Genomic DNA, 20,728 nt, shown 5'->3' with positions numbered 1-20,728 from the left:
CGAACGAAAAAGGAGATCAGCGAGCCGGTGCCGGCTCGACGTTCTGGTTCATCCGGAACAGGTTCTCCGGGTCGTATTTCGCCTTGAGCTCGGCCAGCCGCTCGTAGCTGTTGCCGTAGGCGATGTTTTCCTCGCCCTCGCGCTCGCTGACGAAGTTCACGTAGACGCCACCGGTCGCATGTGGCGCCATGGCGTCGTGAAACGTCCTCGCCCAGGCGATACACCGGTCGTCGTCCGCCGGGTCTTCCCAGCGCGTGTGGACGTTCATCCCGTACGCCGCGTCGCGGTGTGGGAACGCCGTCGCGTCCGCCGGAACTCGCGCCATCACGCCGCCGAGCTGCCCGAAGAAGATCTCGGACAGCGGCGTCGGGAGCGTTTCGGCGTATTCGATCGCCGTGTCGATGGCGCCGTCGGAGAGTTCGCTGAAGTTGTGCGATTTCCAGTAGTTGCGCGCGCCCTCGGTGAGCAGCGGGTCGAACGACTGCTGGAATTCGGCGTAGGTATGCGGACCGATGCCGTCGGCGATCGGGTCGCCGAACTCTCGAAGCGAGGCCAGCACTTCCTCGCCCTCCGAGATGTCGCCCGTATAGAACGCGACGACAATGACGACACCGACGCCGTGGACGTCCTCCGGGAGGAACGGGAGCGGCGGTGCCTTCCGGAGGACCACCCAGACCGTCGACTCGTCCGGCGCGTCCTCGTTGAAGTCCCGGACGTGCCGGAGGACATCGGGTGCGTCTTCACCGAGATAGACCATCGGCCCAGCGAGCACTTCCGGTCCGACCTCGTGGAGATCGAATTCGAAGTCGGTGACGACGCCGAAGTTGCCGCCGCCGCCCCGGACCGCCCAGAAGAGGTCCGGGTTCTCCGTCTCGCTCGCGCGGCGCAGGACGCCGTCCGCGGTGACGATGTCGACGGAGCGCAGGTTATCGACGGTCATGCCGTACTTGCGCGTGAGCCAGCCGAAGCCGCCGCCCAGCGTGAGCCCCGCGATGCCCGTCGTCGAGTTGATTCCCAGCGGCGTGGCCAGTCCGAACGCCTGCGTCTCGTGGTCGACATCGGCGAGCGTCGCCCCCGGCTCGACGCGAGCCGTCCGCGCTTCCGGATCGACGCGGACCGACCGCATCGCCGAGAGGTCGAGCATCAGTCCGTCGTCACAGACCGCGTTCCCGGCGATGTTGTGCCCGCCGCCCCGGACCGCCAAGAGCAGGTCGTGCTCGCGGGCGAAGTTTACCGCCGCGATCACGTCCGAAACGCCCCTCGAGCGGACGATCATCGCCGGATACTTGTCGATCATCCCGTTCCAGATCGCTCGAGCCTCGTCGTAGTTCGGATCCTCCGGCCGAAGCAACTCTCCGTGAAGCCGCTCGCCGAATCCGTCCAGTGCACCGTCGTCTACGGGTGTGGTAGTAACTGCCATTCTCCCCCAGTGGTCGTACGCCTCGCGCGAGCATATAGTTCCACATGATTAATAACTATAATATATCCGCTAGCCGAGAGAGACTCGAGAACTGGCTCGTCAGCGCCTGGTGCGAGCGTACGGGCGAGGTACGGCTGCCGCTCGGCCGTCCGCCTCGCGATCCGACTGACGCCGAATTGGACATATCTACCCGATTGATCATCGTGTTAGATATACAACTGTTTTATTTCCGCCGGCCGCTTACTGAGCCCCATGGGAGCAACACACGAGCAAGAGGGCGAAGCGGCGTTTCAGGGGCTTCCGGCCGAAGCCGTTCGGTCGTTCGTCAGGGGATTCCGGGGCGACGTGGTGACACCCACCGACGAGGGATACGACGACGCTCGAGCGATCTGGAACGGGATGATCGACAAGTACCCGGCGCTCGTCGCGCGCTGTGCCGGCGTCTCCGACGTCGTTTCGGCCGTGGATTTTGCCCGCGAGCACGACCTACCGCTCGCGGTCCGGGGCGGCGGGCACAATGTGGCCGGGACGGCCGTCTGCAACGGCGGCGTCGTCGTCGACCTCTCGGCGATGAACGGGGTCCGGGTCGACCGCGAGCGACGGACCGTCCACGCCGAAGGCGGCGCGACGCTGGGTGACGTCGACCGCGAGACGCAACTGTTCGGCCTCGCCACGGCGCTCGGTGCGGTGTCGCAGACGGGCATCGCGGGGCTAACCCTCAACGGCGGCTACGGACACCTGAGCCGCGAGTACGGACTGGCGCTGGATAACCTGGTCAGCGTCGACATCGTCACCGCGGACGGCCACGTGCGCACCGCGAGCGAAAACCGAAACGAGGATCTCTTCTGGGCAGTCCGGGGCGGCGGCGGCAACTTCGGCGTCGTCACGACCTTCGAGTACGACCTTCACGAAGTCGGCCCGGAGGTCTACGCCTTCTTCGCCTGGTTCCACGCCGACGACGCGGACGCGACGATGGCGGCCTTCCGCGAGTGGACCGAGACCGCACCGCGAAACGCAGGCGTCCTCGCCTTTACGGCTCACGTCCCCGAACTCGAGGAGTTCCCCGAAGAGACGTGGGGTGAACCGGCCATCGCGTTCCTCGGCTCCGCCCGCGGCGATTCGGCCGACGGCGAGGTCTACGACTCGCTCCGGAAGAGCGCGACACCCATCGTCGACATGAGCGGGCCGATGGCCTACGTCGACCTCCAGTCGATGCTCGACGAGGACTATCCGGACGGGCTGCGCTACTACTGGAAATCGGTCTTCCTCGAGGAGGTCACCGACGAGGTCTTCGATCTCATGATCCGGTACAACGAGTCGGCCCCGTCGGCGCTCTCGACGATCGACTGCTGGCACCTCGGCGACGCGGTCGCGGATGTGCCGCGGGACGCGACCGCGTTCTGGCATCGTGATAAGCCGTACATGCTCACCGTCGAAGCGAACTGGGAGGACGCCGACGATGACGACGCGAACGTGAACTGGGCGCGCGAGGTGTTCGCCGACGTGCAGGCGCTGTCGGTCGCCTCGGGTCGCTACGGCAACTTCCCGGGGCTGAACGAAGACCCCACGAAACTGCTCTACGGGGACAACTACGAGCGGCTGGTCGAGGTCAAGACGGAGTACGATCCGGAGAACCTGTTCCGGATGAACCAGAACGTCGCGCCGCGAACCGACACGAAATGATAGCACGGCGCTCGCCGATATCCACGGACTGATCGACCAACCCGGCTGTCGGAGCGCGACGCCGAATCGCACCGATCCGTGGCTCGCGGTCCGGGCCTCGAGCGGCCGAAAGCGATTAAGTAGCCTCGCTCGAGAGTTGTGGGTATGGTAACCTTCCTCTCCGGGGGCACCGGGACGCCGAAGCTGTTAGACGGGGCAGCAGCCGCGTTCTCGCCGGAGGAGACCACGGTCGTCGCCAACACGGGCGACGACATCGAGCTCGGCGGACTCTTCGTCTCGCCGGACGTCGATACACTGCTATTTCAGGGTGGTGGAATCCTCGACCGCGAGACGTGGTGGGGCATTCAGGGTGATACGCACCGAACCAACTCGGCGCTGGGCGACATCGCATCGGCTGCGGGACTCCCCGAAGGCCCGCAGTATCTGCCCGAGGAACGCCAGACCGAGGGGCGCCGACTCGCGAACTGGCGGCGCTTTTCCGGTATCGCGGAGTTCATGACGATCGGCGACCGCGACCGGGCCGTCCACATTACGCGGACGAGTCTCATCGACGAGGGCCACACGCTGAGCGAGGCGACCCAGCGGCTGGCCAGCGCGTTCGGGTTGACGATCGACCTCCTGCCGATGAGCGACGACCCCGTCGCCAGCCTCGTGCACACGGATCAGGGGCTCATGCACTTTCAGGAGTACTGGGTCGCCCACCGTGGCGAACCGACCGTCGACACCGTCGAGTTCCGCGGCTCCTCGAAGGCCGAACCGGCGCCGGGCGTCCTCGAGGCGCTCGACGACACGGTCATCATCGGCCCCTCGAACCCGGTCACCAGCATCGGCCCGATGTTGGCGCTCCCCGGCGTCGCGGACGCCCTCGCCCAGACGACGGTGATCGCCGTTTCCCCGTTCCTCGGCGACGACGCCTTCTCCGGCCCCGCAGGCAACCTCATGGAGGCCGTCAACGCCGAACCCAGCACCGACGGGCTGGCGACCGCCTACCCGTTCGCCGACGCCTTCGTGATCGACGAGGACGACGACGCCGACTTCGACCGGCCGACGGTCCGGACGGACATCAAAATCGACTCCCGCGAGGACGCAGCCCGCATCATCCGTGGAATCGACGCCGCGATCGATCGGCTGACCTGAGATGGCCGCAAACGCCCCGTTCACGCCGCCGCTCGCTCTCGCCAGCCTCAGCGGCGAGGCCGACGCCGACTGGGCGCGAGCCGGCGCAGCCTACGCCGGCGCCGCGTTCCTCGGCGGCATCGCCCTCGACGCCGACTCGAGAGCGGCGGCGCGAGAACTCGTCGCCCGCGACCGATCCGAGTTCCTCCCCGACGAACCGATCACCTTCATCGACCGCGAACTCGCCGCGCTCGGGGACGTGCCCATCCAACCGGCGTTCAACGTCCGAAGCGCCACCGTCGAACCGGTCGCCGAGGCCGCCCGCGTCTGCCGGGATCGCGACACCCTCCTCGAGATCAACGCCCACTGCCGGCAGGACGAACTCTGCGCCGTCGGCTGTGGCGAAACGCTGCTTCGGGACCGTGAGCGACTCGCGACCTACGTCGAACGAGCCGCCGAGACCGGCGTCACCGTCGGCGCGAAGGTCCGCGCCGAAGTCCCCGGCGTCGACTTACCCGTGCTGGCACGGGACCTCGAGGCCGCCGGCGCGGCCTTCGTCCACGTCGACGCGATGGACTCGGAACCCGTGATCGCGGACGTGGCCGACGCTACCGACCTGTTCGTGATCGCGAACAACGGCGTTCGCGACACCGAGACCGTCCGCGAGTACGTCGAGTACGGCGCCGACGCGGTCAGCGTCGGCCGACCCAGCGACAACCCCACGGTACTCGAGCGAGTCCGCGCGGCCGTCGATCGGGAGTTCGGGCTCGAGGCGACGCGATAGCCGCGAACCGATTCCGAACCTCGCTCACAATGGTGCGCCGACCAGCACGAGTTTCGCGCGCTCGTCGCCGCGGTTGAAGATCTGGCGCGTCTCGTCGGAATCGAGCCGGATCGCCTCGTCCGTCTCGAGTCTCACCGTCTCGTCGGCGTCGGACAGTTCGATCTCGACCGCACCGGCGACCACGTAGTAGACTTCTTCCTGGCCGGTATGCGTCTCGTCGTGTTCTTTGCCCATCCCGTCCGGCTCGAGTTCGAGCACCGAGATGCCGATGTCGTCCGTCTCGAGTTCTTCCTTCAGAAACCACATGCCGCCCCACTCCTCGGGGACGACGGAGTCGACGTCGGTCTTGGCTGCGGTATCGTAGCCCATACCCCCATCGTCGTCCGTTCGAGGCATAAATCGACGGGACGGCGAACTCCCTGCCGGCTGCCGACTCCGACGATCGGCGGCCCGACCGGATCGGCGATCGCAGCGGTCGACAACCCCTACCCCTAAGCCGTCCCGGCACGCAGCGGGAGGTATGCGATCGCCGGACGCGAACGCGGAACTGGCGCTGCTGCTCGAGGTCGCCGGCACCCCGAAACCGGGTAACGTCGACCGCCACCGCGACCTGTCGGAGCTGCGGTTCGAACACTTCCTCGCCGGTGCGGTGGGTGCCCGCGAGGGGCTCGAACTGGCAGCCGACGGCGCGGCGGTCGGACCCGCCTTCGAGCGAGCCGTGGCGGGGATGGCGACGCAGCAGGGCGGCAACACGCAGTTCGGGGCGCTGTTGTTGCTCGTCCCGCTGGTTCGAGCCACTCGTGAAGAGCTCTCCCAACCCGTCGCCGAGGCCGTCGTCCGCGAGACGACCGTCGGCGACGCGGCGGCGTTCTATCGCGCGTTCGACCACGTCGACGTGGGGGTGGGGGACCCGCCCGCGGAGATGGAAGCGCTGGACGTGCGCCGCGGCTCGGACGCGGTGCCGGCCGTCGAGGAGCGCGGACTGACGCTGCTCGAGCTCATGGAGCGATCAGTCCCGGGCGACGATGTCGCCCGCGAGTGGGTCCGAGGATTCGAACGGTCGTTCGCGGCGGCCGAGCGGCTCGCGGACGCCGACGGCCCGATCCCGGATCGGACCGCGTCGGTCTTTCTCACCCTGCTCGCGGAGCGACCCGACACACTCGTCGCGACGCGCCACGGCGAGGGCGCCGCTCGAGCGGTGACCGAACGCGCAGCGGAACTGGTCGACGCCGACGCCCTCGAGACCGATCGGGACGCCGTCGAGGCCTTCGCGGACGACCTCGTCGACCGCGGACTCAACCCGGGAACGACGGCCGATATCACCGCGGCCGGGCTGTTCATCGCTCTCGAGCACGGGGCGATCGAGCCGTGACCGGCGACCGAACAGCGGACGACACGCGGCGTGAGGGGGCCGCCGAGTGGCCCGTCTCGATGTCCGGCGTCACCGAGTCGGTCGTGACCACGCTGGGGCCGAACGGGCTGTGGAACGCCGCCGCGCTCGGCCTACACGCCGGCGACCCCGTCACCGCGCGGACGTGGGGCAACACCCGCACCCGCCGAAACTTCCACCGGCAGGGCGAAGGCTACGTCCAGTTCGTCGACGACCCGGTGGTCTTCGCCGACGCGGCGCTCTCGATCGTCGAAGACGAGGACCCGGTCCTCGAGTCGGCGACCGCCTGGGCGCGCGTGGCCGTCGAACGAGTCGACGCGGGGACCGAGGGCGAGACCGACTGGGAGGAGTGGGTGCTCCGTCCCGTCGAGTCGGCGGTCGTTCGCGAGACGGTCCCGACGATCGACCGCGGGTTCGGAGCCGTCGTCGAAGCGACCGTCGCCGCCTCCCGGCTCGAGGTGGCCGATTACGACGAGGCCGAACTCCGCAACCGGTTGGCCCACTGCGCCGCGGTCGTCGAGCGCGCCGGCGGGCCGCGCGAACGTGAGGCGCTCGAGCGCGTCCGCGAACACTCGACGTGGTGAGCGCGACGCGTCGATCCTCGCCGAGGCCGACCCGTCGCCGCCCCAGAACGAATGGCTTTAGGGCGCGCTCGGAGAACGAACCGACATGGCAATCAAACCGGCCTACGTCAAGAAGACCGGGACCCTCCTCTTAGAGCGGTACCCGGAGGCGTTCACGACCGATTTCGAACAGAACAAAGAGAGCGTCGAAAAGCTCACCAACGTCGATTCCAAGGGCGTGCGCAACCGCATCGCGGGCTACGTGACCCGGAAGAAAGGCGCCGAAGTCCCTGCGTAAGTCGGTATTCTGCTTCATCGATAGTCGTCTCGAGCCACGACGAGCCGCGGCGCTGGCCAGTAGTCTCCGGTCTCGAATACCGAGAGAATCGGTCCGTCTGTGATCGGCGGACGAGCCGGCCGGGCCGCCAGTTCGACGCAGAAGATCGTTACTCGCCGAGGCCGGGCTCCATGTAGGACGCGGCGACGAACGCGACCAGCGCAACGCCCGCCAGGAACAGCATGCCGACCATCCCGGATAGGATGTTCATCTGGTAGCCCAGTACCGGCAACACGCCGTCGGTGTACCCCAGCCAGCCGAAGGCGAGGGCCAGCAACACCGCGACGCCCGCCACGGCCGTCGCACCCATGCTGAATCGCGTCTCGAGCAGTCCCCGATCGCTCGTACTCGTGGTCGAACTCGTCATCGGGACCACCTCCTATCGGCGGCCTCGCGTCGGTCCTGTCGGTAGTGCATCGGTCGCTAGGTGCCGCTCCCGTTTCTTAATATCTTCTATCCGGGCGCTGGATCCGCTCGGCCGCAGCGTCCGCGCAGTGACATGCGCTACCGAAAACCCAAACGGTTTTGCGGACACGACTCGGAGGTGCGGAAAATGGCAGTACGAGTAGGCGTACTCGGTGCGACCGGCGCAGTCGGACAGCGACTGATTCAGCTGCTCGATCCTCACCCGGACTTCGAGATCGCAGCGCTGACCGCGAGCGGTTCGAGCGCCGGCAAGACGTATCGACAGGCCGCCAAGTGGCGCGTCGACAGCCCCATCCCGGACGACGTCGCCGACACCACCGTCACGGCGACCGACCCCGACGAAGTGCCCGACGATGTCGATCTCCTGTTCTCGTCGCTTCCCTCGAGCGTCGGCGCGGAGGTCGAGCCGCCGTTCTGTGAGGCGGGCTACGTCGTCTCTTCGAACTCCTCGAACGGCCGGATGGACGACGACATCCCCCTCGTGATCCCGGAGGTCAACCCCGATCACCTCGACTTACTCGAGGTCCAGCGCGACGAGCGCGGCTGGGATGGCGCGATGGTCAAAAACCCCAACTGCTCGACGATCACCTTCGTTCCCACGCTCGCGGCGCTGGCAGAGTACGGCCTCGAGAAGGTCCACGTCTCGACGTTGCAGGCCGTCTCCGGCGCGGGCTACGACGGCGTCTCCTCGATGGAGATCATCGACAACGCCATCCCCTACATCGGTAGTGAGGAAGACAAGCTCGAGACCGAATCCCGAAAACTGCTCGGCGACTTCGACGGCGCCGAACTCTCGCACAACGGCATGTCGGTCTCGGCCTCCTGTAACCGCATCCCGACGATCGACGGCCACCTCGAGAACGTCTGGGTCGAGACCGAGGAGGAACTGACTCCCGACGAGGCCGCCGAGGCTATGCGCGAGTACCCCTCGCTCGACCTGCGCTCCTCGCCGGAACCGCTGATCCACGTCTTCGACGAGCCCGACCGCCCGCAGCCGCGGATGGACCGAACGCTCGGCGACGGAATGGCGGTCGCCGCGGGCGGCCTCCAGGAGACCCCCTTCGGCCTGCAGTACAACTGTCTGGCCCACAACACGATCCGCGGTGCCGCCGGCGCGAGCGTCCTCAACGGCGAACTGCTCCTCGAGAACGGCTACCTCTAACGGCGCGAACCGCTTTTCCGCGACGTCGGTCCCGTCCGCGAGCGTGCCATACTATAACAATCGTTCGCGTGGTAGGTGGACGGAGAGCGTGTATGGTCCTCATCGCCGAGTTCGAGATCACGACGCCGATCCTCCAACGGACGGCCGAGGCTGCCTCGCGGATCGACGTCGAGGAGATCTTCCGGACCGCGACCGGCGAGACGAAGTTCATCTTCTGGGTCTACGGGGCGGACCCGGACGCCATCGACATCGCACTGGACGACGACGAGACCGTCCGTCAGTGTTCCCTCCTCGAGGACCACGCGGACCGTCGGCTCTACAGCGGTACGTTATCGGAGTACGGAGACGGGAAGCTGACCTATCCGATCGCGGTGGAGTACGACATCTCGTATCTGGAGATCACCGTCACGGGGAATACGAGAATCCGCGCGCGCATTCCGACGCGAGAAGCGCTGTTCGCCTACCGTGACGCCTGTCGAGAGCGAGAGATCCCGTTTCGGATCGACCGCATCTTCGACGAATCGGATCGGTCCGGCGATCGGTACGGCGTCACCGACAGACAACGAGAGGCACTGCTGGTCGCCCTCGAGGCGGGATACTTCGACGTACCGCGGAAAACGACGTTGTCGGAAGTCGCTGCGCAACTGGACATCTCGGATCAGGCGCTGTCCGCTCGCCTTCGCCGCGGTCAGGCCGCTCTGCTCCGGAGCACGCTCGAAGAGCGTACCCCGTCTTAAACCGTTGGCCCTCCAAGGGGAGTCGTTTCCCCCATCGCACCGCTATGAGAGGTATGGAAACCGAAATCACTACTGACGAGTCGCGGTCGCAGGGCGCAGGTGAGATCTATCAGGCCGCCCCGTCTCAGACGCTCACGGAAGCAGTCGTCGAGGCGATCGCCTCGGCGTCCGGGCTGGACACGCTCGAGATCGCCGACGAGTTCGGGCCGCTGTACGACGTGATCGATCCGTCGGCGCTGGACTCGCTGTTCCAGTCCGGCGGGGGACCGAGCCCTGCCGTCGGCAGCGTCACGTTCGAATACGGGGACTACAGAGTCACGGTCGACGAGACGGGTCGCGTCGAACTCGCCGAGCAAGCGTAACGACCGCTCGAGGACGGTCAGCGGTTACTCGCCGGTCCGCGGCAGTGCGACCACGGGAACCGACGCCTCTCTGACGAGTCGACGCGCCACGTCGCCGGTCAGCAGTTCCACGAACCGATTCCCCTTGCGGGGCTCGAAGACCACGGCGTCGACGTCGCGTTCGATCGCCGCTTCGAGGATCGTCTCGGCGACGTCGGTCCCGAACAGGATCGCCGTCTCGACCGATCCCGCGCGGTCCTCGAGGGGCCCGCGTGCGCGCTCGAAGATCTCGCGGGCGTACTCCTCGCGCTGTTCGACCGATGCTTTGTCGGGCGCACCGCCGGCTTTCTCGATCACGTTGACGACGAGCACCGTACTCGAGGGCGAGAGGTACGGCGCGAGCGCCGCCGCGGTCTCTTCACCGTCGTCCGGGTCCGCGACGGGGACGAGGACAGTCCCGTCGAAGGAGAGCGTCATACGCGCAGTTCGGTACACGGGATCAAAAAGGTGCGTCGGACGCCTCGGGCTGTTCGAGCGAGCGGAGACCGCCCGCAGTGGGGGCGATCAGAACGATACCTGATTCCGAAGCGCCGCGTCGGCACCCTCGTCGTCGAACCGGCGGCGGTTTTCGGCGACGATGTCCGCCAGCCGGTCGTAGTACTGCGGCGTGTGGCCGGCGTTGTGGGGCGTTATCTGGACGTTCTCGAGCGTCCAGAGCGGGTGCGCTTCGGGTAGCGGTTCGGGGTCGGTCACGTCCAGCGACGCGCCGCGGATCCAGTTCGAGCGCAGCGCCTCGACGAGTGCGTCGGTGTCGACGACCGGGCCGCGGGCGACGTTGACCACCACCGACTCGGGGTCCATCGTGACGAACGCGTCGCGATCGATCAGTCCGCGAGTGGTTTCGGTCAGCGGACACGCGAGCACGAGATAGTCCGTCCGCGCGAGCGCGTCGTCGAACTCTTCGCCGTCGAAGCCGACGACCTCGTCCGTCGGTCCGCCCTTTGCGGGCGTGTAGCGCACGCCGATCGTCTCGACGCCGAAGGGCTCGAGGCGCTCACAGACCGCCCGCCCGATCGCGCCCAGGCCGACGACGGTGACCGTCGACCCCTGTAGCTCGTGAGCCTTGTAGTGGCGCCACTCGCGGCGGCGCTGGCGGCGCGCGCCGACGTGAAAGCGGCGCGTGAAACGGAGGATCGCGCCGAGCACGTGTTCCCCGATGTTCGGACCGTGAACGCCCGACGCGTTGGTCACCGCCACGCTGCGCTCGTCGAGTTTCGCGAGCGGGAGGTGGCCGGTCCCCGCGTAGGCACACGCGAAGACCGCGAGGTTCTCGGCGTTCTCAAGGAGGTCGTCTTCGAGGGTCATGCCCGTGACGAACGTCGCGTCTCGGATCGCCGCGTGCTCCTCGGCGGGCGTCCGCGCGAGTGCAACGGTGTGATCGGGGAGGCGATCGCGGATCGCGTCGGCGTACTGTTCGATCGGCGTTCCATGGGTCCCCTTCCGGAGGACGAGCACGTCCGGCGCGTCGGCGTCGCTCATGTCCGTGGCGTCGTCCAGCGCGCTCAAAAGCGTTCGTCTCGCGGCACTCGGCCCGCTCGGGGAGGCGACACAACGGAGTCGAACCGGTCGCTCGAGCGGAACCACCTGGTTGCCGGAAAATCGCCTCGCAGTTTTTATAATGGCTCAATGAGTCTCACTGCCGTATGGAACGCGTAGACGTCGCGATCGTCGGCGGTGGCCCCGCAGGCGCGTCCGCGGCCGAACAGGCCGCCGCGCACGGTGCCGAGACGGTCCTCTTCGAACAGGGGGTGCCTCGAGAGGACCGCGAGGGGCTGGGGCCGGACTCGACCGACGCCGCCGGAATGCTCGACTACTGGATCGACCTCATGGAGTTCGACTATCGGGAGATTCCCGACGACGTCGTCCTCCGCGAACTCGAGGGGACGGAGTTCATCGGACCGAACAGCGCCGTCGAAATGCGGACGACGGGAATCGAGGCTAGCTATCCGAAGTTCGGCTACACCTTCCACCGAGCGCGCATGGACGACTGGCTTCACGAGCGCGCGGCCGACGCGGGCGCCGATCTGCGCGTCGGCACCGGTGTCAAGGACCTCGAGACAGACCTCCGATCGGCGAGTGCGAAGGGGCCGACCCACACCCTGACACTCTCGAACGGTGACGAACTCGAGGCGCAGTACGTCGTCCTCGCGGACGGCCCCCAGCGCCGAATCACGCTCGGGGCGCTCGATCAGTTCACCGCGCCCGGCCGGAGCGTCTCCGACTACCTCTCGCCGCCGGAAGCAAACCACATCGCCTATCAGGAGTATCGGGAGTTCCCGCCGGAGCTGTTCGCGGAGTTCGAGGACACCCTCAAGTTCTGGTGGGGGTACATGCCCGGCGAGACCGCCTACCCGTGGATCTTCCCGAACGACGGCACGGTCGCCCGCGTTGGACTGACGATGCCCATCGGGATGGACCTCGAAGACGTCGACAACCCCGGCGGCTACAAGCTCTTGCGGCCGGACGACGACAAAATCCCGTCGGGCGCGGAGTACATCCGCCGCCTGCTCGAGCAGGAGTACGGCGACGAGTACGACATCGAGGAGGACATCCCGCGCGTCGAGGACCGCGGGAAGTCCAAGGGGACCGAAACGTATCCGATCTCCTCGACGCGGCCGATCGACTCGCCGGTCGGCGCGAACATCGCCGTCGCCGGCGGCGCGATGGGCACCACCTCGGCGTTCCACGAGGGCGGCTACCACGTCGCCGTCCGCACCGGCAAGATCGCCGGCCGTCTCGTTGGAACCGACTCGCTCGAGAACTACAACCGACTCTGGAAGGACGCGATCGGCGACGAGATCCTGCGCAACGTCGCCTTCGCGGACATCGTCGAGGACTACGGCCCCGACGACTGGGACTGGGCGTTCGACACCATCAACGATATGCAGGGAAACGGCACCGACAACGTCCTGATCAACCGGCGCTACACCGCCGGCATCGACGCCGCGAAAATCTTCGCGATGTACAAACGCCAGAAGTACAGGTACCGCGACGGGCGCTACGTCCAACTCTCGGAAGACGAGTATTTCTACTGACTGGGGTGTAGCGGCTCCCTAACCGCGCTTGAGCGGCGATCCTTTTTCCCGCTCGACGTAGGACCGGGTGTATGGACGCTGGCGTATCCGGGGGACCGTCCGGCGAGCGCGACCCTCGGACGGACGGTGCGAGCCACCGAGTTCCCGAGGGACAGGCACCCGAAGAGTACGGCGACCACCGCGGGCAAGGCGATCACGACGATCACGACCACCACCGGAGTCGCTGGCCGCTGATCGCCGCCGCGGGGGCCGGCGGACTTTACGCCGGGGTCGGAATCTTCATCTTCGGACGGACGACCGACATCGTCCCGCCGGTGATCGGCCTCGCGCTCGCCGTCGTCGGGACGATCGTCCTGTTGGCCGGCGTCGCGGGCTGGCTCGAGCAGGCGTTTCTGGCACCGGCCCGCGACATGCAGGGGGACACAAACTCCCGTCAGTCGTACGTTTCGACGACGGTGCTCTTTCTCGTGACCGATGTCGCGACGTTCAGTGCGCTGTTTATCTACTATTTCTTCATCAGAGTGGGAACGTGGCCGATCGATGAGCTGCCGCCGCTTTTGGGGTCACTCGTCGTGATCAACACCGTACTCTTGGTCGCCAGCAGCGTCACCTTTCATTTCGCACACGAGGCGCTCGAGGACGACAACCGGCAGCGTTTTCTCGGCCTGCTCGGTGCGACACTCGCGCTCGGAATCGTCTTCCTCGCCGGTCAAGCCTACGAGTACTACGAGTTCATCGCTATGGAGGGGTTTTCCCTCACGACCGGAATCTTCGGGAGCGCCTTCTATGGACTGACCGGTCTCCACGGACTTCACGTTACGCTCGGCGTCGGCGGAATCGCCGTTCTCTGCTGGCGGGGGGGTCGAGGCCAGTACGGTCCCGACCGTGATACATCCATCACGACCGTCTCGCTGTACTGGCACTTCGTCGATGCGGTATGGCTTTTTCTCGTCGCCGCCCTTTATATCGGCGCGACGGTGTGATGACTGTGACTCGTACCGCCCGTCCACCGTGTCACAGTCGCTGGTCGAACTCTAGATCGCGCTCGAAACTGCACAACGCCGGCGCGTCACCATTCTAGAACAGTGTCTCGATCCGCTGGGCGACTCACGCGGCCAGCGAAGATGGGCTCGGTCAGCGGCCTTTGTGTGACTCAGCGACGGTTCACTGTTGGTCACCTCGTATCCGCTCTTCGAAACCAGCCATCTTCCGATAGATCGGTGGCGTCAACACGCCGGCGATCCCCACGAGAATCGCGATTCCGCCAATCGGAAACAACAACGGTTCTGCCGTGAGACAGGAGTTGCGAGACGTAATCCGGACGTAGTACCGTTGGCCTTCATACGAGATGACTACGCCATCGAACAACGCCTCCCTGTTTGCCATGTCGCCAGCAATGGTTCCCTCCCGGAGCGGGCTCTCGAGGGCTTCCTCGAGGGCACGCCGCTCGGCAGCCGTGAGTTGCTCCGCGGGGAGTTCCTCGACTGTCGCCGGAAAGTCGCCATACTCGTCGACAGGTGTCGCCGTAATCGAGGGGGAACCACAGAGTCCAGCACTGTTCTGAATGACGACATAACCGCCGACGATCGTCAGCGGAAGCCCGACGGCGATCAGGAGGACGCCGAGAAACGGCGCGATGTAAGTCAACAAAAACGATTCCGAGTCGGTCGTCGGTTCGCTTGGACTCGTGTCGTCCACAGAAGGCGCATCGTCAGCACTCATCGCTACTCGGTCTCCCCCATTGATCGACGGCGTTGCCGGCCACCGAGATACGCGATCGTTCCCGCAAGTCCCAGCCCGTAGAGCCAGTGAGCAAGCAAGACGAAAACGAGGTACGCAACCAACTCGAGGCCGGATTGACCCGTGTAAAAGGCGATGGCGAACCCGGAGGCGATGACGGTCGCGTACCACAGCCCCGTAACGAGGGTGAGTTCACCCGGCAGGTACTCGCCCAGCGAGAGGAACAGCAACGCCCAGACCGTCATCCCGCCGACGAGGAAGAGGCCGTAACCGAGTGCGACGCTCGCGGGGAGCCCGACGAGCGTCGCGAGGTTCGCGAACGACGCGAGGTCGAACGCGCCCAAAATCACTGCCGCGAAGAGGACGCCCGACATGAGCATCGTCCCGACGAAGCCACCGGTCGCGCCCGCGCCCGCATCGTTCGCGACGGTGCGGGCGACCGGCACGATCCGGCCGGAGAGCGACGGCGGCCGCTCGTCACGTGCGGGCACGTACGACGGCCGAACCTCCTCGGGTTCGCTCGGCGGGATGCCGCGTTCGCGCTCGAGGCGGTCTTCGAACCACTGCCACTCCGGCGTGAACTGCTGGGTCGCTTTGAGGTCCCAGGGATCCGCGGTCTCGACCGGCGCCCCCTGAAAGTACGACCAGAGCATGTTGTACAGCCACATCAGAACGCTGATGCCGATGATGAACGCCCCGACGGTCGCGACCACTTGCAACGCCGAGTATCGCGGCGGATAAGTCGCCCAGCGACGGGGCAGCTCGAGGAACCCGAGCGCCATCAGCGTCATGAACGTCAGCGCGGAACCGGCCACCAGCAGCGACGACTGAAAGAGCGCGAGCCGGCGGTCGTACATCCGGCCGGTGAGCAGCGGATACCAGTAGTAACTCGCGGCGAACATCATCAGGGGGATGATCCCCATGAGGATGAGGTGGAAGTGGCCGACGACGTAGTAGGTCCCGTGGTACATGATGTCGACGGGGATCACCGCGAGGAAGATGCCGGTGACGCCGCCGACGATGAACAGGCCGATCGAACCGACACAGAGGATCGTCGGCGCGGCGAGTCGAACGTCGCCGTTCCACATCGTGGTGATCCAGTTGAACACTTTGATCGCGCTCGGAACGGCGATGGCCACCGACGTCGCCATGAAACTCGCTCGGACGCGCGGGTCGACGCCGGTCACGAACATGTGGTGGGCCCAGACGCTGAACGAGAGGACGCCGATCGCGATCGTCGAGTAGACGATGAACTTGAACCCGAACAGCTTGCGGCCAACGAACTTCGGCAAGATCAGACTCATCAGGCCCGTCGCGGGCAAGAAAATGATGTACACCTCCGGATGACCCCAGAACCAAAAGAGGTGCTGCCAGAGGATCGGGCCACCGCCCTCGACTGCGAAAAACGTCGTCCCGAAGTTCCGGTCGAACAACAACATGAGCACAGCGGTCCCGAGCAGCGGGAACGCAAAGATGACGATCGCGCTGGTGACGAGCATGTTCCACGAGAAGATGTCGAGGTTCGCCCAGCCGATCGACTCGTCGCGCTCGTAGATCACCGTCGTGATGAAGTTGAGCGCACCGATCGTGGTAGCGATGCCACTCAAGTGGAGTCCGAGCAGGAGGAAATTCGTCTGCGGATTCGGAGCCAGTGACAGCGGCGGATAGAGGTACCAGCCGATCGCCGGCTCGCGCAACGCGAACAGCGCGGTCAACAGGTCGGCCGGAACCACCAGCGCGAGTACCTTGCCCGTTACCTCGGCGACGATTCCCAGACGGGCGAGCAAGAGCGAGGGCGGCAGCATCCAGAAGCCGACGGCGTTGAGCCGCGGAAACGCCATATCGTCGGCCCCGATCAACAGCGGGAGGAAGTAGTTCCCGATCCCGAAAAACACCGGCGTAACGAAGAAAATCAGCATCGTCAGCCCGTGCATCGTGAAGAGTTCGTTGTACGTCTGTTCCGTCCAGAGGTTCGCCTCTGGCGTCAGCAGATGCGTCCGCATCATCATCGCGTCGATCCCGCCCCATAGCGCCGCGACGGTCCCGAACGCGATGTAGAGCAGCCCGATTTCTCGGTGATTCGTCGTCGTCGTCCAGCGAACCGCGGCCGCCCTGGCGTCGGCGAGCGTAAATCGACGGTCGCGACCGACGGCATATCCGCCATCCGGCGACGGCTCAGCACGCAATCGCCGCGCGAGTACCACCGTCAGCAGGCAACTGATGGCGACGACACCGAACAACGATACCTCCACGAGGGCGCGGTTCATCGTCACCCGCCACCTCCGATCGATCGACCGCACCGCTCGCCGCCGTGCATAGCGGTGGACTCATCACCGCCCCAAATAAATATGAACTGACAACATACAGATTGTCATCGTCCTCGACACGTCTGCCCGTAGAATACGGCCCCTAGAACCGATACGTACTCGTGACAGTTCAACGATCAATGGCTGCCGTATATCAGCGCGGCCCTCGAACCCCCGCCAATGGGTCGCCGTCGACGCACGATCGAGACGCTCACTCTCACAGCCCTCCTGAGTCTCCTCGCGCTATCCGGCTCCGTCGCCGCACAGTCGGTGAACCGAGAACTCATCGACGACCTCGAGTATCAGTTGCTCTACGTCGCGCTTCCCCTTACTCTGTTCGTCCTGCTCATTCTAGTCTACGCGGCCGTCAAATTCCACGACAACGACGACCCGCAGCCGACCACCGAGGACCCCGCCCTCGAGATTACCTGGACCGCCGCGACGGCGATCATCCTGCTGTTCGTCGGCCTCTCCGGCTACACCGTCCTCGTCAGTCCCTACGTCTCGCCCTCACAGTCGGCCGACATCGATCGCAGTCAGCAGGGGTTCGATTCGTTCGCGGACCTCCCCGACACCGGCGACGAGGAGGTCTACGTCACCGGCTACCAGTGGGAGTGGCAAGCCAGCTACCCCGGGACGAACGTGACGACCGAAGACGAGATCGTCATTCCGGCCAACGAGAGCGTGACCATCTGGCTCACGAGCGAAGACGTCATCCACTCGTTGTTCGTTCCGGACCTCGCGATCAAGCAGGACGCCTTCCCCGGCCGCTACACCCGCGCCCGGACCGTCGCCTACGAACCCGGCCGGTACAACGTCGTCTGCGCCGAATTCTGTGGCTCCGGCCACTCGTGGATGGACGCCGAACTCGTCGTCCTCGAGCCCGACGCCTACGAGCAGTGGCTCGCGGAGAACGAGGGTACCGTCACCGAGACGCCCCAACCCGAATAACGTCCGGAACCGAGACTCCGTAGCCGGATCGGAAGAAACGGCTTTTATCCGCCCGGCATCGAACCGTCGAGCAGTGCTATGGACTCGAACGATCGTGCCATCGTGAGTTTCGCGATGCTCTCCCACGCGATGGTACACACGTACGAACTCTCGATCCCGATTCTCATGTTGCTGTGGACGGCCGAGTTCTCGATTTCGATCGGCTTTCTCGCCGTCGTGGTCTCCGCCGGCTACGCGATGTTCGGGCTGGGGGCCCTCCCGTCCGGCGTCCTCGCAGACATCTACGGCTCGCGCCCGCTCATCGTCTGCTGTCTCGTCGGCATGGGCGCGTCGTTTCTCGTCTTGAGCGTCGCGCCGAGCCTCCCCATCCTCGTCCTCGGCTTGGTCTGTTGGGGGATCGCCGCGAGCATCTACCATCCGGCCGGTCTCTCGTTGATCAGCACCGGTGTCGTCGATCGCGGAACCGCGTTCGCGTACCACGGCATGGCGGGAAACGCCGGCATCGCACTCGGCCCGCTCGTGACCGCACTGCTCTTGCTCGTCGTCGACTGGCGGCTCGTCACCGCCTTCCTGGCGATGCCCGCGCTCCTCGTCGCGCTGTACGCGCTTCGCGCTCGGTTCGACGAAACCGCGGGGACGAGAGACCGACGGGGCGAGGCCGATTCGACCGACGGGACGCCGGCGACCTCGCCGGCGGAACTGTGGGCGGGTTCGAAAGCGCTGTTCGCCACCGGGTTCAGCGTCGTCTTCGCGATCGTCATGCTCAACGGGCTCTTCTACCGCGGGACGCTGACGATGCTGCCCGAGATACTCACCACGTTTCTCGAGCCCGTCGTCGGCGGTTTGCAGGTGTTCGATCCGAACTCCCCGATGGCAGACGAGTTCGAACCGTCGCGGTTCCTCTATACGGGACTCCTGGTGGTCGGCATCGGTGGTCAGTACGTCGGGGGGAGACTCACCGAACGAGTGGCAACCGAACGGGGCCTCATGGTCGTGCTGGCATCGCTTTCGATTACCGCTCTCGCGTTCATCCCCGCGGCGCGGGCCGGTATCGCATCGCTCGTGGCGGTCAGTGCGGTGCTCGGCTTTCTCCTCTTTATGCTCCAGCCGCTCTACCAGGCGACGATCGCGCGCTACTCCCCGGCGGACGCTCGTGGCCTCTCGTACGGCTTCACGTACGTTGGGACGTTCGGAATCGGAGCCCTCGGCGCTGCCATCACTGGAATCATTTACGAAACCTTCAGTGTGTTCGTGATGTTCGCGACCCTCGCCGGGTTCGCGCTCCTCGCAGCCACGCTCAGCTACTCGTTGCTCGCCAGCAGTTCTGCCGGCGCGCACTCGAGTACCGCGGAGTTGGATAGCGACTAGACGCTCCCGGAACGCATCCGGGTCGACTTACCGTTCCTGAATCACCGCGCGACAGCCCGACGGCGTTGACGATCACGCCCCGCACTCGAGAGCGGGACAGGCATCGGTCACGGCTGACCCGATCGCTGACCGGAAATCATACTAGTGTCCCTCGAACTCCGGTTCGCGGTCCTCCTGAAAGGCGGCGACCGCTTCCTCGTGGTCGGCCGTCTGCGAGCAGATCCGCTGTGCGCGGGTGGCGTCCTCGAGCGCGCGCTCGAGGTCCGAGTCGAAGCTCTCGTTGACGAGGCGTTTACTCTGGGCAAGCGCGACCGGCGGCCGGCCGGCCAACTCGTCTGCGAACGCCGCGGCCGCCTCGAGCAGGTCGTCCGCGGGGACCTGTTCACGTGCGAGGCCCCACTCGACGATCTCCTCGCCGGCGAGTTTCCGGCCGGTGAAGATGAGTTCCTTCGCGCGCTCCTCGCCGATCAGTCGCGGTAGGAGGAACGCGCCGCCGTCGCCGGGAACGAACCCCACGTCGATGAACGTCTCGCCGATGACGGCCTCGTCGCTGACGATGCGGAAATCACAGGCCAGCGCGGTGTCACAGCCGGCCCCGAGCGCGTAGCCGTTGACCGCCGCGATGACCGGCGTATCGATCCCGCGGATCGTTCGGACGACGTTCTGGAACAGCCCCAGCCCCGTCTCGTACTCGGCGAAGTCCATCTCCGGAGTCAGCGGCATGTCGTTTAGGTCGACGCCGGCACAGAACGCGTCGCCGGCCCCCGTGAGGACGATCGCGCGGACCTCATCGCGATCGTCCAGCCGTTCGAACGCGTCGACCGCCCCTCGAAGCAGGGCTTCGTTGTACGCGTTCATCGCGTCGGGTCGCTCGTACGTGACGCGGGCGACGTGATCGTCAGTCCGTTCGACTCGCAGTGGTGCGTCAATCTCGATCATCGATTGTCCCTCGCTGGGAAATGTCACCGTCGACTCGTACAGTTCCATCGATCGAACCGGTCACGGCGTCGACACCATTGCCATCACCGGATGTCGACATCGCTTGACGGTTGCTCCGTCGGACTCGACAGTTCGGCGGGACCTCCGGTTCGTACGCGGAGCCGGGCAGCGACACGTGCTCGAGCGAGAAGCGCACCACTGCGGTAACTCTCTGTGCACTCACCACTCTCGCCCCATCTGACGGTATCCGTGAATATCGTGTCGTCCGAACACGTGACCCAGCGCCGCGGAAGAGTAGAAGAGTTAAACGATCGACGCACGTAGGCAGATCGCGTGCCTTTAGTCCCCGTCCGAGCTCACCCATTCGGGT

The 20,728-nt window shown here is 65.9% G+C and carries 21 protein-coding genes; 13 read left to right on the top strand and 8 right to left on the bottom strand.

Features of this window, described 5'->3' with window-relative positions; translation table 11 throughout:
• Positions 1-16: 16 nt before the first annotated feature.
• Positions 17-1,420, bottom strand: a complete 1,404-nt coding sequence (locus tag NKH51_RS04665; RefSeq protein ID WP_254764085.1) for an FAD-binding oxidoreductase — start codon at positions 1,418-1,420, stop codon at positions 17-19.
• A gap of 252 nt (positions 1,421-1,672) precedes the next feature.
• On the opposite strand from NKH51_RS04665, the gene NKH51_RS04660 reads away from it, so the two are divergent.
• The 3 genes from NKH51_RS04660 to NKH51_RS04650 all read left to right on the top strand — a co-directional run bounded on the left by NKH51_RS04660 (position 1,673) and on the right by NKH51_RS04650 (position 5,003).
• Positions 1,673-3,103 carry an FAD-binding oxidoreductase gene (locus NKH51_RS04660; RefSeq protein WP_254764084.1) on the top strand — a complete coding sequence of 477 codons (1,431 nt, stop codon included), beginning with the start codon at positions 1,673-1,675 and terminating at the stop codon, positions 3,101-3,103.
• Between the two features lie 144 nt (positions 3,104-3,247).
• The gene (cofD, locus tag NKH51_RS04655; RefSeq protein ID WP_254764083.1) at positions 3,248-4,240 is read left to right on the top strand and encodes a 2-phospho-L-lactate transferase; all 993 of its coding nucleotides are present in this window, start codon (positions 3,248-3,250) and stop codon (positions 4,238-4,240) included.
• A 1-nt stretch (position 4,241) separates the two neighbouring features.
• Positions 4,242-5,003: a tRNA-dihydrouridine synthase gene (locus NKH51_RS04650; protein ID WP_254764082.1), complete on the top strand. Its 762-nt coding sequence runs from the start codon at positions 4,242-4,244 to the stop codon at positions 5,001-5,003.
• 24 nt (positions 5,004-5,027) lie between these two features.
• Here the strand turns inward: NKH51_RS04650 and NKH51_RS04645 are convergent, their stop codons facing one another.
• Positions 5,028-5,372, bottom strand: coding sequence for a cupin domain-containing protein (locus tag NKH51_RS04645; RefSeq protein WP_254764081.1), 345 nt, complete (start codon positions 5,370-5,372; stop codon positions 5,028-5,030).
• A gap of 151 nt (positions 5,373-5,523) precedes the next feature.
• Here NKH51_RS04645 and NKH51_RS04640 point away from each other — a divergent pair, with 151 nt between their 5' ends.
• From NKH51_RS04640 to NKH51_RS04630, 3 genes are all read left to right on the top strand, one after another.
• A complete protein-coding gene (locus NKH51_RS04640; RefSeq protein ID WP_254764080.1) occupies positions 5,524-6,375 on the top strand; it encodes a triphosphoribosyl-dephospho-CoA synthase in 852 nt (283 codons plus the stop codon).
• Positions 6,372-6,977: a DUF447 domain-containing protein gene (locus NKH51_RS04635; RefSeq protein WP_425606689.1), complete on the top strand. Its 606-nt coding sequence runs from the start codon at positions 6,372-6,374 to the stop codon at positions 6,975-6,977. Before NKH51_RS04640 ends, NKH51_RS04635 begins: the two co-directional genes overlap by 4 nt.
• A gap of 85 nt (positions 6,978-7,062) precedes the next feature.
• Positions 7,063-7,254: a 30S ribosomal protein S17e gene (locus NKH51_RS04630; RefSeq protein WP_254764079.1), complete on the top strand. Its 192-nt coding sequence runs from the start codon at positions 7,063-7,065 to the stop codon at positions 7,252-7,254.
• 148 nt (positions 7,255-7,402) lie between these two features.
• Here NKH51_RS04630 and NKH51_RS04625 read toward each other — a convergent pair whose 3' ends face one another.
• Entirely contained in the window at positions 7,403-7,660 is a 258-nt protein-coding gene (locus NKH51_RS04625) for a hypothetical protein (RefSeq protein ID WP_425606688.1), read from the bottom strand.
• Between the two features lie 186 nt (positions 7,661-7,846).
• On the opposite strand from NKH51_RS04625, the gene asd reads away from it, so the two are divergent.
• The 3 genes from asd to NKH51_RS04610 all read left to right on the top strand — a co-directional run bounded on the left by asd (position 7,847) and on the right by NKH51_RS04610 (position 9,980).
• Positions 7,847-8,881: an aspartate-semialdehyde dehydrogenase gene (gene asd, locus NKH51_RS04620; RefSeq protein ID WP_254764077.1), complete on the top strand. Its 1,035-nt coding sequence runs from the start codon at positions 7,847-7,849 to the stop codon at positions 8,879-8,881.
• 92 nt (positions 8,882-8,973) lie between these two features.
• Complete coding sequence (locus tag NKH51_RS04615) at positions 8,974-9,618, top strand: helix-turn-helix domain-containing protein (RefSeq protein WP_254764076.1); 645 nt, start codon at positions 8,974-8,976, stop codon at positions 9,616-9,618.
• A 53-nt stretch (positions 9,619-9,671) separates the two neighbouring features.
• Positions 9,672-9,980, top strand: coding sequence for a HalOD1 output domain-containing protein (locus NKH51_RS04610; RefSeq protein WP_254764075.1), 309 nt, complete (start codon positions 9,672-9,674; stop codon positions 9,978-9,980).
• Positions 9,981-10,004: 24 nt separating this feature from the next.
• Here NKH51_RS04610 and NKH51_RS04605 read toward each other — a convergent pair whose 3' ends face one another.
• Positions 10,005-10,436 (bottom strand): universal stress protein, encoded by a 432-nt coding sequence (locus NKH51_RS04605; RefSeq protein ID WP_254764074.1) that lies wholly within the window; start codon positions 10,434-10,436, stop codon positions 10,005-10,007.
• An 87-nt stretch (positions 10,437-10,523) separates the two neighbouring features.
• The gene (locus tag NKH51_RS04600; protein WP_254764073.1) at positions 10,524-11,498 is read right to left on the bottom strand and encodes a D-2-hydroxyacid dehydrogenase; all 975 of its coding nucleotides are present in this window, start codon (positions 11,496-11,498) and stop codon (positions 10,524-10,526) included.
• A gap of 164 nt (positions 11,499-11,662) precedes the next feature.
• Between NKH51_RS04600 and NKH51_RS04595 the strand changes: the two genes are divergently transcribed.
• Together NKH51_RS04595 and NKH51_RS04590 are read left to right on the top strand one after the other, a co-directional pair.
• Entirely contained in the window at positions 11,663-13,054 is a 1,392-nt protein-coding gene (locus NKH51_RS04595) for an NAD(P)/FAD-dependent oxidoreductase (RefSeq protein ID WP_254764072.1), read from the top strand.
• A 71-nt stretch (positions 13,055-13,125) separates the two neighbouring features.
• A complete protein-coding gene (locus NKH51_RS04590; RefSeq protein WP_254764071.1) occupies positions 13,126-14,037 on the top strand; it encodes a cytochrome c oxidase subunit 3 in 912 nt (303 codons plus the stop codon).
• Between the two features lie 181 nt (positions 14,038-14,218).
• Here the strand turns inward: NKH51_RS04590 and NKH51_RS04585 are convergent, their stop codons facing one another.
• Together NKH51_RS04585 and NKH51_RS04580 are read right to left on the bottom strand one after the other, a co-directional pair.
• A complete protein-coding gene (locus tag NKH51_RS04585) occupies positions 14,219-14,776 on the bottom strand; it encodes a DUF7979 domain-containing protein (RefSeq protein WP_254764070.1) in 558 nt (185 codons plus the stop codon).
• A 2-nt stretch (positions 14,777-14,778) separates the two neighbouring features.
• On the bottom strand, positions 14,779-17,061 hold the full coding sequence (locus NKH51_RS04580) for a DUF6789 family protein (protein ID WP_254764069.1): 2,283 nt from the start codon (positions 17,059-17,061) through the stop codon (positions 14,779-14,781).
• A 219-nt stretch (positions 17,062-17,280) separates the two neighbouring features.
• Between NKH51_RS04580 and coxB the strand changes: the two genes are divergently transcribed.
• Complete coding sequence (gene coxB, locus NKH51_RS04575) at positions 17,281-18,051, top strand: cytochrome c oxidase subunit II (RefSeq protein ID WP_254764068.1); 771 nt, start codon at positions 17,281-17,283, stop codon at positions 18,049-18,051.
• Between the two features lie 78 nt (positions 18,052-18,129).
• Positions 18,130-19,419: an MFS transporter gene (locus NKH51_RS04570; protein ID WP_254764067.1), complete on the top strand. Its 1,290-nt coding sequence runs from the start codon at positions 18,130-18,132 to the stop codon at positions 19,417-19,419.
• A 141-nt stretch (positions 19,420-19,560) separates the two neighbouring features.
• On the opposite strand, the gene NKH51_RS04565 is transcribed toward NKH51_RS04570, so the two are convergent.
• On the bottom strand, positions 19,561-20,358 hold the full coding sequence (locus NKH51_RS04565; protein WP_254764066.1) for an enoyl-CoA hydratase/isomerase family protein: 798 nt from the start codon (positions 20,356-20,358) through the stop codon (positions 19,561-19,563).
• Positions 20,359-20,728: the final 370 nt, after the last annotated feature.

The organism is Natrinema marinum, from assembly GCF_024296685.1.
Lineage (GTDB): Archaea > Halobacteriota > Halobacteria > Halobacteriales > Natrialbaceae > Natrinema > Natrinema marinum.
The sequence above is the reverse complement of the archived record's forward strand: the minus strand, read 5'-3'. Positions and strand labels throughout refer to the sequence as shown.